The 12,144-nt window shown below is 71.8% G+C and carries 12 protein-coding genes; 7 read left to right on the top strand and 5 right to left on the bottom strand.

Going from position 1 to position 12,144, the window contains the following annotated elements; genetic code table 11:
• The coding region (locus ABZE72_RS12460; protein WP_372729355.1) for a DUF222 domain-containing protein at nt 1-558 on the bottom strand (558 nt) is incomplete at its 3' end.
• Between the two features lie 408 nt (nt 559-966).
• On the opposite strand from ABZE72_RS12460, the gene dapD reads away from it, so the two are divergent.
• The 4 genes from dapD to ABZE72_RS12440 all read left to right on the top strand — a co-directional run bounded on the left by dapD (nt 967) and on the right by ABZE72_RS12440 (nt 4,627).
• Complete coding sequence (gene dapD, locus ABZE72_RS12455) at nt 967-1,905, top strand: 2,3,4,5-tetrahydropyridine-2,6-dicarboxylate N-succinyltransferase (protein ID WP_372729354.1); 939 nt, start codon at nt 967-969, stop codon at nt 1,903-1,905.
• 55 nt (nt 1,906-1,960) lie between these two features.
• Nucleotides 1,961-2,911: a hypothetical protein gene (locus ABZE72_RS12450; RefSeq protein WP_372729353.1), complete on the top strand. Its 951-nt coding sequence runs from the start codon at nt 1,961-1,963 to the stop codon at nt 2,909-2,911.
• 208 nt (nt 2,912-3,119) lie between these two features.
• Nucleotides 3,120-4,460, top strand: coding sequence for a hypothetical protein (locus ABZE72_RS12445; RefSeq protein WP_372729352.1), 1,341 nt, complete (start codon nt 3,120-3,122; stop codon nt 4,458-4,460).
• An 8-nt stretch (nt 4,461-4,468) separates the two neighbouring features.
• Nucleotides 4,469-4,627 (top strand): hypothetical protein, encoded by a 159-nt coding sequence (locus tag ABZE72_RS12440; protein ID WP_372729351.1) that lies wholly within the window; start codon nt 4,469-4,471, stop codon nt 4,625-4,627.
• 14 nt (nt 4,628-4,641) lie between these two features.
• On the opposite strand, the gene ABZE72_RS12435 is transcribed toward ABZE72_RS12440, so the two are convergent.
• From ABZE72_RS12435 to fdxA, 3 genes are read right to left on the bottom strand one after another with little or no spacing between them, the layout of a single operon-like run.
• Nucleotides 4,642-4,827 (bottom strand): hypothetical protein, encoded by a 186-nt coding sequence (locus tag ABZE72_RS12435; protein ID WP_372729350.1) that lies wholly within the window; start codon nt 4,825-4,827, stop codon nt 4,642-4,644.
• Nucleotides 4,827-5,951 (bottom strand): succinyldiaminopimelate transaminase, encoded by a 1,125-nt coding sequence (gene dapC, locus ABZE72_RS12430; RefSeq protein ID WP_372729349.1) that lies wholly within the window; start codon nt 5,949-5,951, stop codon nt 4,827-4,829. The genes ABZE72_RS12435 and dapC overlap by 1 nt, the downstream gene beginning before the upstream one ends.
• 5 nt (nt 5,952-5,956) lie before the next feature.
• Entirely contained in the window at nt 5,957-6,283 is a 327-nt protein-coding gene (fdxA, locus tag ABZE72_RS12425) for a ferredoxin (RefSeq protein WP_372729348.1), read from the bottom strand.
• 192 nt (nt 6,284-6,475) lie between these two features.
• Here fdxA and ABZE72_RS12420 point away from each other — a divergent pair, with 192 nt between their 5' ends.
• The 3 genes from ABZE72_RS12420 to ABZE72_RS12410 all read left to right on the top strand — a co-directional run bounded on the left by ABZE72_RS12420 (nt 6,476) and on the right by ABZE72_RS12410 (nt 10,836).
• Entirely contained in the window at nt 6,476-7,264 is a 789-nt protein-coding gene (locus tag ABZE72_RS12420) for an ABC transporter ATP-binding protein (RefSeq protein ID WP_372729347.1), read from the top strand.
• Nucleotides 7,265-7,267: 3 nt separating this feature from the next.
• Entirely contained in the window at nt 7,268-9,829 is a 2,562-nt protein-coding gene (locus tag ABZE72_RS12415) for an ABC transporter permease (RefSeq protein ID WP_372729346.1), read from the top strand.
• Nucleotides 9,830-9,906: 77 nt separating this feature from the next.
• Nucleotides 9,907-10,836, top strand: coding sequence for a GNAT family N-acetyltransferase (locus ABZE72_RS12410; RefSeq protein ID WP_372729345.1), 930 nt, complete (start codon nt 9,907-9,909; stop codon nt 10,834-10,836).
• 111 nt (nt 10,837-10,947) lie between these two features.
• On the opposite strand, the gene ABZE72_RS12405 is transcribed toward ABZE72_RS12410, so the two are convergent.
• Nucleotides 10,948-12,144 (bottom strand): VanW family protein (locus ABZE72_RS12405; RefSeq protein WP_372729344.1); only part of this gene is annotated, 1,197 nt, incomplete at its 5' end.

The raw sequence follows: 12,144 nt of genomic DNA, 5'->3' as shown, positions 1-12,144 counted from the left end.
GCCGAGACCCTGGCTGACCAGCCGCGTCGTCCGGCGGGCTCGGCGCTCCTCTGCCTCGACCGGTCGACGCTCATGGTCCTCGTCCCGGTCCGGGGCCACCACGTCCAGGATGCGTCGGCCCAGCACCCGCAGCTCGTGTGGAGCGAAGTGCCGTGCCTGCTCGACCAGGTGGATCTCCGCGCGTGAGCGTGTCTCGGCGGGCACGTCGTCCGGGAGCTCGTCGAGCGCCCGGGCGATCACCTCGACCTGGTCGATGTTGAGACTGCCCGCCGCCAGGGCATCGGCGAGGTGCCGCCAGCGCGACGAGAGCGAGTGCGCCAGCCGTTGCGCACGCCGACTGCTCCCACGGTCGGCACGCGTGTGGACGGCCAGCCAGGCGGCGACGTCGCGAGCCCCCTCGACGGCGGCGACGTCGTCGGCGACCGCGACCAACCGCAGGCGCAGGCTCTCCAGCCGGGCCGCGGCCCGGTCGACGACGAGCAGCGCCTCCCGTCTCCGCCGTTGCCAGGAACTCCACCGGCAGGTCGGCCAGGTCGGCCAGCAGGTCAGTGAGGGCACCAGCGGTGGCCAGCACGGGATGACGGTCCACGCGGCACCTCCTACATCTCGACACGGCAGAACCAACGGGTTCTCACGGTGTCGATGCAGGGCGCCTGTGAGGAGGCGACCGCACCTCGAGGGTGCGGTCGGGGACCAGACCATCAGCATCGACGGCTATTGCCTGGAACCTGACGCTTATCGTACACCTGTTCGAATAGCGGCACAACCCTGATCGGGTAGACGTCGAGGTAGCCCACCCTCCGCCCCTCCATGAGGGGCGGGGGACCTGGACCGGTGGTTCAGCGTCGGGTTCGACGGCGCCGTGGCCGGCAAGGCCGGCGCGTCCGAGGCCTGGCAGCCGTGGAACGGCGAGTGCATCGACGGCCGCACCGGGCAGTGAGTCGACCTCCGTAGACTGACCCCACCATGACTTCTTCTGCCTGGGGCTACGGCCTGACCTCCCTCGACTCCTCCGACACCGTCCTCGACGTCTGGTTCCCCTCGCCGGCGCTTGGCTCCGCCGACGGAGCCGACGCCCCGGACGAGCTGACCGCGCTCGAGGGCACCGACGACGTCCGCGGCGTACGGCGCGAGGTGCGCCTGGTCGAGATCGCCGACCTCTCCGCCGCCCCCTCCTCCACCGAGGACGCCTGGCTGCGCCTGCACCTACTCTCGAGCCGGCTCTGCGTCCCGCAGTCGATCTCGATGGAGGGCGTCTTCGGCCTGCTCACCAACGTCGTGTGGACCTCCGCCGGCCCGTGTGCGATCGAGGGCTTCGAGCTGACCCGCGCCCGGCTGCGCGCCGCCGGTCAGCACGTCACCGTCTTCGGCGTCGACAAGTTCCCCCGGATGGTCGACTACGTCATCCCCTCCGGCGTCCGGATCGCCGACGCCGACCGGGTCCGCCTCGGCGCCCACCTGGCCGAGGGCACGACGGTCATGCACGAGGGCTTCGTGAACTTCAACGCCGGCACGCTCGGCGCCTCCATGGTCGAGGGTCGGATCTCGGCCGGAGTCCTGGTCGGCGACGGCTCGGACGTCGGCGGCGGCGCCTCGATCATGGGCACGCTGTCGGGCGGCGGCAAGGAGGTCATCTCGATCGGCGAGCGCTGCCTGCTGGGCGCCAACGCCGGGATCGGGATCTCGCTCGGCAACGACTGCGTGGTCGAGGCCGGCTGCTACGTCACCGCCGGCACGAAGGTGACCATCAGCGACATGGACGGCAAGCCCAAGGTCGTCAAGGCCGCCACCCTCTCGGGCGCCAACAACGTGCTCTTCCGGCGCAACTCGGTCACCGGGACCATCGAGGCCACTCCGTGGCAGGGCGAGGGCATCGAGCTCAACGCCGACCTGCACCAGAACTGACCCGGGCCCCTGATGTCCCCCCGCACGATGACGCACCGGCCGTGAAGGACCACCCGTGAAGCGTGGCGGCGTACTGCTGGCGCTCGCCGCCCTGGGCGTCGTCGCGGCGGTCGGGTACGGCGTGCTGCGCGAGCGCACGCCCTACTTCGGGGGCGATCGGTGCACGGCGACCGTCGAGGGTCGCACGGTCAGCCTCGCCGTCGAACAGGCCGAGAACGCCGCCCTGATCACCGCGATCGCGGTACGCCGCGGGATGCCGGCCAGGGCGGTCTCGATCGCGCTGGCGACGGCGTACCAGGAGTCGAAGATCTACAACCTCGACAGCGGCGACCGCGACTCGCTCGGGATCTTCCAGCAGCGGCCCTCGCAGGGCTGGGGCACCCGCGAGCAGATCCTGAACCCCTACTACGCGACCAACGCCTTCTACGACGCCCTGGCGAAGGTGGACGGCTACGAGTCGATGCGGATCACCGTGGCCGCCCAGGCCGTGCAGCGCTCGGGATTCCCGGAGGCGTACGCCGATCACGAGGCGGATGCACGAGTGCTCGCCTCCGCGCTGACCGGGAACTCGCCGCACGCCTTCGCCTGCCGCCTCTCCGGCGACGTCGAGCCGGGCCCGGACCGCCTCGACGAGGCCGGGCTGACCCCGAGGGCGGCGAAGGTCCGCGGGGCGGTCGAGGCAGCCTTCGGGGATCTCGCCCTGGGCGGGTTCGCGCCGGGCGGCGTGAGCAGCGGGCACATGCCGGGGTCGACGCATTACGAGGGTCGCGCGATCGACATCTTCCTGCGCCCGGTCAACCCGGACAACAATCGTCGCGGGTGGGCGATCGCGCAGTACCTCGTCGCCCAGGCGGACCGCCTCGACATCCAGACCGTGATCTTCGACGGCCGGATCTGGAAGGCGGGGCGCGACGACCGGTGGCGGGCCTACGACCCACCGGAGAGTCCAGGCGACCGCGCGGTCCTCGAGCATCGCGACCACGTCCACGTGGACGTCTTCGACTGACGGCCGGAGGGTGGCCCGCGACGCTGCGTCCCCCCGACATGACGTACGTCGACGCAGCGGCACGGGCCACCTCACGGTGTCGGCCCGGGAGGGGGCCGAGTACCCCCACGCCGCTCCCCCGAGCAGCGTGGCCGGGGAGAATGTAGGCCGGGCCGCCCGGCGATCCCGATGTTGTTGCACCGATCGCCGTCCGTGCAACAATTCCGCGGTGTCCCGACTCCCGGCCGTCCTGCAGGACTCCACCCCGCTCGACGGCCCCCGCATCGACCTGCCCGCCCGGATCGGGTGGCTGCTGCGCACCTCACGCATCGCGCACGGCGTCGACCTGCGCGCCATGGCCGCCGGCCTGAGCCGCCGCGGAACGCCGATCTCCGCGGCATCGGTCAGCCGCCTGGAGACCAGCGGCCTGCGCGACGGCTCCCTGATCGACGGCTACGAGCAGCTCCTCGGCCTCGAGGACGGCCAACTGCGCGGGGTCGTCGATGTTCTCTGCCGCACCTTCGACTACGCGCCGGTCGATCGTGGCCCCGAGCCCGCGCCGCTGGACCTCGCCCGGTTCAGCAACCTGGTCGACGCGGTCTGCGGGGCGAGCCCGAGCGGCGGCGACTGGCTGCGCTTCGCCCGTCAGCACGTCGTACCCCGCGGGTTCGGCCTGCCGATCTCCCAGATGACGCCGCTGGTCCGGCGCCTGGCCAGCGAGCTCGGTCGCAGTCACGGGACCGCGTACGTGACCCGCTACGAGGCCCTGGCGCTGCTGCGCTGCAGCCCGTACGCCGATGTCGTGGCCGCGGTCGTCCGGGAGAGGGTGATGGCGCCCGACGCCCAGGAGGTCCTGGACCTCGCGAGCGTCGTCTCCGAGCTCCCCACCCCGAGCCTGCTGACCTGGGCCGGCGAGCTGCTGAACCACGACTCGACCTCCCTGGTCCGGGCCGGCGAGGTGATGGTGCAGAACATGCGCAGTGTGGGCGGGCTCGACCCCGACGACTGGTGGGCCCTCGAACAGCCCTTCCTGTCCGCCTTCGAGCGCGCCGACGCCGACCCCGATCGCCGCGCCCTGCTCACCCAGCTCTTCCGGACGCTGCCGCCGGCCCTGCGCACCTCCCTGCGTCCCCGTCTGGCGGGCCAGTTGCAGGCAGCGCCGGGACCGCGCGACTGGACCACCACGCGGCGCAACGTCCACCACGCCCTCGCCGCTCGGCTGGCTGCCGCCTCCGCGGACACCGCCGGGCTCGGCGAGGAGCCGATGCTGACCCGGCTGCTGTTCGAGGCACTGTTCGACTTCCGCGGGCCACGGATCTCCCTGGCCTGCATGCTGATCCGCTCCTCGCCCTACGCCGCCGGGGTCTCCGTCGAGCTGCTCGAGGTGGCCCTGTGCGACAGCATCGAGGCCACCATCCGGGAGAGCGCCCGGTCCCGGGTGCCGATGCTGGGGGTCCCGGCCGAGCATGCCGACCCGGCCCGGTGGCTCGCCTCGTCCGACCCCTGGCAGGTCAGGACCGGCTACCTGCTGGCCGCGCGGCAGGGGCACCGCCTGAGGACGACCAGCTGAACGCGGGGTTGGCCGGCGACGCCACCCAGCAGCAGCTCGTCATGCGGGCCGTCGGGATGGCCCAGGACCCACGGCTGCACGAGATCGGTCGTGACCCGCGGCACTCGCTGGCCGTGCAGGGAGCGGCGTCGTACTGGTTGCGCGAAGGGGGCGCCGTTCACCGCTGAGGGGTGGAGGGCGCTCAGCGCTCGCCGCGGTAGCCCTGCCGGAAGGAGCGACCGGTGCGGAACATCAAGGGCGCCCAGAAGGCCACGAACAGCAGGGCGTAGAGCCCGATCAGCACCGGGGTCGAGACCGGGACGAAGGCCAGGAAGATCGCCAGGCCCACGAACCACCAGATCGAGCGGGCGCGGAAGCGCTCCAGCATCAGCGGCCCGGGCGGGCGTTCGCGGCCAGGCGCTCGGCCGCCGCAGCCACCCGCTCGTCGGTCGCGGTGAACGCGACCCGGACATGGCGCTGACCGGCGACGCCGTAGAAGCTGCCGGGCGCGACCAGGATGCCGAGGTCCGCCAGGTCCGAGACCGTCGTCCAGCAGTCCTCGCCGCGGGTCGCCCACAGGTAGAGCGACGCCTCGGAGTGATCGATCCGGAACCCGGCCCCTTCGAGCGCGGTGCGCAGCACCGAACGCCGTACGGCGTAGCGCGCGTGCTGCTCCTCGACGTGGTCGTCGTCGTCGAGCGCGGCCGCCATCGCCACCTGCTGGGGGCCGGGCATCTGCAGTCCGAGGTTCTTGCGGACCGCGAGGAGCTCGCCGACCAGGGCGGGGTCGCCCGCCACGAAGGCGCACCGGTAGCCGGCCAGGTTGGAGCGCTTCGAGAGCGAGTGCACGGCGAGGATGCCCTCGTGCGAGCCGCCACTGACGGCCGGGTGCAGGACCGAGACCGGCTCGACGTCCCAGGCGCACTCGAGGTAGCACTCGTCGGAGACCAGGATGGTGCCGCGCTCCCGGCACCAGTCGACGACCTTCTTGAGGTGCTCGACGGGGAGCACCCGGCCGGACGGGTTCGCGGGCGAGTTGAGCCAGAGCAGCGCGGGGGTCTCGGGCCCGAGCGCCGTGAGCGAGTCGGCGGCCCGCGACCGGGCACCGGCCAGGGCCGCGCCGACCTCGTACGTCGGGTAGGCGAGCTCGGGGAAGACGATCAGGTCGTCGGCGCCGAGACCCAGATGGCCCGGCATCGAGGCGATCAGCTCCTTGGAGCCGATCACCGGCAGTACGCCGTCCAGGCCGAGGCCGGTGACGCCGTGGCGGCGGGACAGCCAGTCGATGCAGGCCTGGCGGGTCTCGACGCGGCCGATCGTCGTGGGGTACCCGGGCGAGTCCGCGGCCCGCACCAGCGCAGCCTGGACGACAGCGGGAGTCGGGTCGACCGGGGTGCCGACCGAGAGGTCGACGATCCCGTCAGCGTGGCTGCGGGCGCGCTCGGCGTACGCCGTGAGGTGGTCCCAGGGGAAGTCCGGCAGTCGCCCCGAGACGACCCCCACCGGACGCACCGGGGTCACTCGTCGTGCGACTGGGGCGGCATCGCCGCGACGACCGGGTGGTCCTTGTCGATCTCGCCCATCTTGGCGGCACCACCGGGGGAGCCGAGGTCGTCGAAGAACTCGACGTTCGCCTTGTAGAAGTCCTTCCACTGCTCCGGGGTGTCGTCCTCGTAGAAGATCGCCTCGACGGGGCAGACCGGCTCGCAGGCACCGCAGTCGACGCACTCGTCGGGGTGGATGTAGAGCATCCGCTTGCCCTCGTAGATGCAGTCGACGGGGCATTCGTCGACGCACGCGCGGTCCTTGAGGTCGACGCACGGCTGGGCGATGACGTAGGTCACCAGTTCCTCCTGGAGGTCACGCTGGGGCAAGCGAATTCGGTCGGGGCACAGCCTAGTATCCCGAGGCGCCCGGTCCCCGAGAAGCCCACGGTCTGGGCGCTCCGGCGATCGCCCCGACGGGCTCGTGGGCGAAGCCGGCGGAGTCGCCATCGCTGCCTTCACGACAGAGCGGCTCGCTGCCAGACTCGGGAGATGGCCCAGACCACCGCCGCCCACTCGCCCGTCGCCCCGGCCTCACCCGCGGCCAGCGCCCACGACCTGACCAAGGTCTACGGCGTCGACGAGGCCCAGGTACGCGCACTCGACGGGGTCAGCGTCGACCTGCAACGCGGCGAGTTCACCGCCATCATGGGCCCCTCGGGCTCGGGCAAGTCGACGCTCATGCACTGCTTGGCCGCGCTCGACACCCCGAGCAGCGGCGCGGTCGCCGTCGACGGCACGCCCCTGCAGGGGCTGAACGACACGCGGCTCACGGCACTGCGCCGCGAGAAGATCGGCTTCGTCTTCCAGGCCTTCAACCTGATCCCGACCCTGACCGCGCAGGAGAACATCCTGCTCCCCCTCGACCTGGCCGGCCGCAAGCCCGAGCAGACCTGGTTCGACACGGTCGTCGACGCGGTCGGACTGCGCCCCCGCCTGGGACACCGTCCCAGCGAGCTCTCGGGTGGCCAGCAGCAACGGGTGGCGTGCGCCCGAGCCCTGGTCAGCCGACCCGCGATCGTCTTCGCCGACGAGCCGACCGGCAACCTCGACTCGACCAGCTCCGCGGAGGTGATGGCGTTCCTGCGACGCAGCGTCGACGACTTCGGGCAGACCATCGTGATGGTGACCCACGACCCGGTGGCTGCGGCGTACACCGACCGCATCCTCTTCCTGGCCGACGGACGGATCGTCGACGAGCTGCGCGACCCCGACCGCGACACGGTGCTGGAGCGGATGCGGCGCCTGCAGCCGGCGCCCGTGCCGCCGCCGGCGGGCTGAGTCGTGCTCCGCCTGACCTGGCGCAGCCTGCTGGCGCGCAAGGCGCGCCTGGCGATGAGCACGCTGTCCATCGTGCTGGGCATCGGCTTCCTGACCGGGGTGCTGACCTTCAGCAGCGGCCTGTCGACCACCTTCGACGGGATCATCGACGGCTCCACCAGTGACGCCGTGGTCCGCCCCGCCGGCACCTCGTCCTTCGAGGCGGTCGGCGCCGGCAACACCCAGGTCCTCGAGCCCGACGACATCGCCGAGCTGGCCGCCCTGCCCGAGGTGGCCGCCGCCGACGGCAGCGTCGACGGGCTGGGGCTCTACGTGCTCGACCCCGACATGAAGCTGATCGGCACCGGCGGCGCCCCCACGCTCTCCTTCAACTACACCGCCACCCCCAACATGGACGGCGAGCCGATCCTGGCGCTCGAGGACGGCCGCTGGCCCGAGGCCACCGACGAGATCGCGCTCGACGGCACCGCGGCCGAGAACGCCGGCTACGAAGTGGGTGACCGGGTCACCGTCATCCCGCCCGGGGTCGACGGCAGCGGACCCGTCACCACCGAGCTCGAGCTGGTCGGCGTGGCAGGGTTCAATGCCGGTGCGGGAACCGCGGGCGCGACGCTGGTCATCTTCTCCACCGCCGGGGCACAGGAGATGTTCCTCGGCGGTGCCGACGCCTTCACCTCGGCCGCACTGACCGCCGCCGAGGGGGTCACCCAGCAGCAACTGGCCGCGGCCGCCGAGAAGGTCGTACCCGCCGGCTACGAGGCGATCGAGGGCTCGATCGCCGCCGAGGAGTCGAAGTCGGCGGTCGGCGAGTTCCTCGGCTTCATCGACATCTTCCTGGGCGCCTTCGCGGTCATCGCGGTGATCGTCGGGGGGTTCATCATCGCCAACACCTTCTCGATCCTGGTCGCCCAGCGCACCCGCGAGCTCGCACTGCTGCGCAGCCTGGGTGCCAGCCGTGCGCAAGTACGCCGTTCGGTGCTGCTCGAGGCAGCCGTCACCGCGCTGTTCGGCGCCAGTGCCGGGCTGCTGCTGGGCCTGGGGCTGGCCCGTGCCCTGGCCGTGCTGTTCACCTCCATCGGCCTGCCGATCGACGGCTCGGTGCTGAACCTGACCCCCGCCACGGTGCTGACGGCGTACGTCGTCGGGCTGGGCGTGACGCTGACCTCGGCGTACCTGCCGGCCCGGCACGCCTCGCAGGTGGCTCCGGTGGCGGCGATGCGTGACGACGCCTTGCCGAGCGCGGCCGGTCTGCGCCGCCGCACGCTGATCGGCTCGCTGCTGCTGGTCGTCGGTGCGGTGCTGGCGGCGGTCGGCCTGGCCGGCGCGCCGGGCAATGACGCGCTCTACCTCGGTGCGGGCGCGGTGGTGTGGGTGCTGACCACCGCGGCGATCAGCCCGGTGCTCGGTCGTCCGGTGCTGCTGGCCGCCCGCCGGCTCTTCGGCGCTCTCTTCGGCACGACCGGTCGGCTGGCCGGCGACAACGCGTTGCGCAATCCGCGACGTACCGGGGCCACGGCCTCCGCGCTGATGATCGGTCTCGCGCTGGTCTCGGCGGTGGGAGTGCTGGCGGCGTCGGTGAGCGCCTCGACTGACCGGCTGGTCGACGAACAGTTCGAGTCCGACTTCCTGGTGCAGTCACCGGTCTTCGGCAGCTTCCCGGTCGCGATCGGCGACCGGATGAGCCGCGTCGAGGGGGTCGAGGTGCTGGCGCGCCAGCAGGCGGTGCTGGCCACGGTCGGCGACGACGCGGACCCGACGTACCTCGTGGCCGCGGACGAGTACTTCGGCGACGTCTACGACCTGACCATGATCGAGGGACACGAGCAGCCCGGGCCCGGCGAGGTCGTGATCTCCGCGGGCACCGCCGCCGACCGCGACCTCGCGCTCGGCCAGAGCGTCGACCTGGGTTTTCCGGGCGACCGTCGGGTGCCCGTCACCGTCGCCGGCATCTTCGAGGACAGCCAGGTGGCCGGCCCGTTGAACGTCGGGTTCGACGTCCTCGAGGAGGCGGGTGTGAAGCGGGTCGACACGACGCTGAGCATCAACACCGCCGCGGATGCCGACGGCGACGCGGTCAAGGCCGACCTCGAGGCGCTCATCGCCGACCTGCCGATCGTGGCGGTGCAGGACAAGGAGGAGTTCGCCGACTCCATCACCGCGCAGATCAACCAGCTCCTCTACATCGTCTACGGCCTGCTGGCGCTGTCGGTGGTGATCGCGGTCATCGGCATCGTCAACACGCTGAGCCTCAGCGTCCTGGAGCGCACCCGTGAGATCGGCCTGCTGCGTGCCGTCGGGCTCTCGCGGCGCCGGCTGCGGCTGATGGTGACGCTGGAGTCGGTGACGATCGCGGTGATGGGTGCCGTGCTCGGTCTGGTGCTCGGGCTGCTCATCGGCGTACTGCTGCAGCGTTCGCTGCGCGAGGACCTCTCCGAGCTGGCGCTCCCGCTGTCCAGCCTGGCGGCGTTCCTGCTCGTCGCGGTCGTCTTCGGCGTGCTGGCCGCGATCGTCCCGGCCGTGCGGGCCGCACGGATGAACGTGCTCGACGCCATCGCCACCGAGTAGGGCGGCACCCGCTCGACGTCTGTGCGAGCCGTGAGCGGCCGGCACGGCGGATGTGGCCGACGACCTAGGATCCGGGGGTGCCCACTCCCCGCGAAGCCCACGGTCTGGGCGCCCATGTCATCGGCCAGCGCGTCGTCGTACGACGACTGGTGCGTGGTGAGACCGGCCCCAGCGGCGGTCCGGCGATGACCGACCTGCTCGGTGTCTGCACCGCCTGGGCCGACGGCTTCTGCGTCGTCCAGCCCGAGGTCGGCGACCCGGTCCGGATCGCGCTGGCCGACATCGTCTCCGGCAAGCCGGTGCCGCCCCGGCCACCGACCCGGCACCGGGTCGCGCCGCGGGAGGCGCAGCTGCGCGCGATGGCGCTCTTCCCGGACCTGGAGACCGAGGAGCTCGGCGAGTGGGTGCTGCGACGGTCCCCGACCGAGGGCGCCAGGCGCGCCAACTCGGTGCTGGCCTTCGGTGAGCCCGGCACGCTGGGGGCCGTCGACCTGGTCCGCGACTTCTACGCCCGCCCCCCGGGCTCGCGTCCGATCGCCGCGGTGCTGCCGGGCACGGCCGGTGAGGCTGCCTTCCTGGAGCGTGGCTGGGTGCCGGAGAGCGACGACGCCGACACCCTGTTCCAACTGGCCGGGGTTGCCCAGGTTCGGCGGCGGCTGTCGGGCAGGGCCAGCGACGCGGTGCGGCTCGAGGAGTCGACGTCGGGCGGTGCCGGGCTGGCCCGGGCGCAGCTCGCGCTCGACGGGGAGCCGGTGGCCAGCGGCGTCGCGGCGTACGAGCGGGACTGGGTGGGGTTCCGCAGCATCGAGGTCGCGCCGACCCACCGCCGTCGCGGGCTGGGCCTCGCGGTGATGGCCACGCTCCTGGAGTGGGGGGCTGAACAGGGCGCGACCACGGCGTACCTGCAGGTGCTCGGCCAGAACGACGCCGCGCTCGGCCTCTACCGAAGCCTCGGCTTTGGCACCCACCACGCCTACCGCTACCTGGCCGCCCCCGCTGAGCGCTGAGCTGCCACTTGTGGTTGCTCCTGAGGCGCCCACCTGCCAGTTGTGGTTGCTCCGCGCAACCACAACTGGCAGGTCAGCGGCCTGGCGGCAACCACAAGTGGCAGGTCAGCGTCAGTCCTCGGGCTTCTCACACTTCACGGTGTCGGAGGGCAGGTAGCGGGTGAAGAACTTCTCCTGGTGGTCCAGCTCGCTCTCGCCCGGCTTGCGGAAGTAGCGGTAGACGTTGATGTCGAAGCCGCGGTAGCCCTCGTTCGGGTAGCAGTCCTCGGTGCGCAGCGTCCGGGTCTTCGGGTCGGTGAAGTTGTAGCGCTCGCCGGTCCGGCTGGTGATGTCCCAGACCTTCGTCGACCACATGCTCACCGTCACCGAGCCCTGGGATCCGGGCGAGGCCGGGTTGACCGACGCCTTGACCAGCACCCCGTGGGGGGTGTCGTTGCGGAAGCGCAGATCCAGGAAGCCCCACGCCACGGTGGCCTCGCGACCGACCGGGTAGCGGTCGATGTAGAACGAGTGCGGCTTGTGCTCGACGTCCTCGAGGCCGGCGAAGAACATCGCGTTGAACAGCGTCGTCGCCATCTGCGAGACGCCTCCGCCGAGCTCCTCCTTGTAGACCCCGTCGCTGATGATGAAGCCCTCGGTGAAGCCGTTCTCGCGGGTCCGCTCTCCGACGGTGTCGTTGAGGGAGAACGTCTCACCGGGCTCCAGGATCGTGCCGTCCACCAGCTCGGCGGCGCGGCCGAGGTTGACGTTGCGGTACTCGGCGTACGGGAAGTAGGTGGTGAACGTCGAGACCTGCTCGGTGATGTTGAGCTTGCGAGCGTCCTTCGTGGTGAATTCCGCCTTCGCGACCGTCGCCTTGACCTTCGCCTCGCGCTTGCCCTCCTTGCGGGTCAGCACCTTCAGCAAGGCACGCTCCACGTCGGCCGGCTCGTAGTCGATGCCGGGCTTGGCCGGGACCACCCTCGGCTTGCCGTCGACGATCTCGAACGAGGCGTCGACCGGGGCGCCGTTCCCGCTGATCTGCTCGTCGACCAGGGCGGTGAGCTTCTTGAGGCGTACGTCGGGCACCAGCTCGCCGTCGACCGCCTTCATCCGCAGGACCGGACCGAAGTCGCGCGGCTGGAGCCGGATCCGTGAGGTGTCGAAGACCAGACTGACCGACGACGAGAGCGCCGGGTTGGCGAACCGGGAGACGGCGGCCTGCACGTCCGCCGCGTCGATCTCGGGCGCCACCGGCTTTAGGGTCAGCTCCACCTCGGCCTCGTCGGCCAGGTAGGCGTCCAGCACGGCCGCGCGGGCGTCGGCCAG

This window comes from Nocardioides sp., from assembly GCF_041600255.1.
GTDB lineage: Bacteria > Actinomycetota > Actinomycetes > Propionibacteriales > Nocardioidaceae > Nocardioides.
Note: the sequence above shows the minus strand (reverse complement) of the source record. Positions and strands in the feature narration are given on the sequence as shown.

Coding starts and splice junctions, on each gene's coding strand:
- dapD (WP_372729354.1), top strand. CDS start 967: ATGACTTCTTCTGCCTGGGGCTACGGCCTGACCTCCCTCGACTCCTCC.
- ABZE72_RS12435 (WP_372729350.1), bottom strand. CDS start 4,827: ATGCTGGAGCGCTTCCGCGCCCGCTCGATCTGGTGGTTCGTGGGCCTG.
- ABZE72_RS12420 (WP_372729347.1), top strand. CDS start 6,476: ATGGCCCAGACCACCGCCGCCCACTCGCCCGTCGCCCCGGCCTCACCC.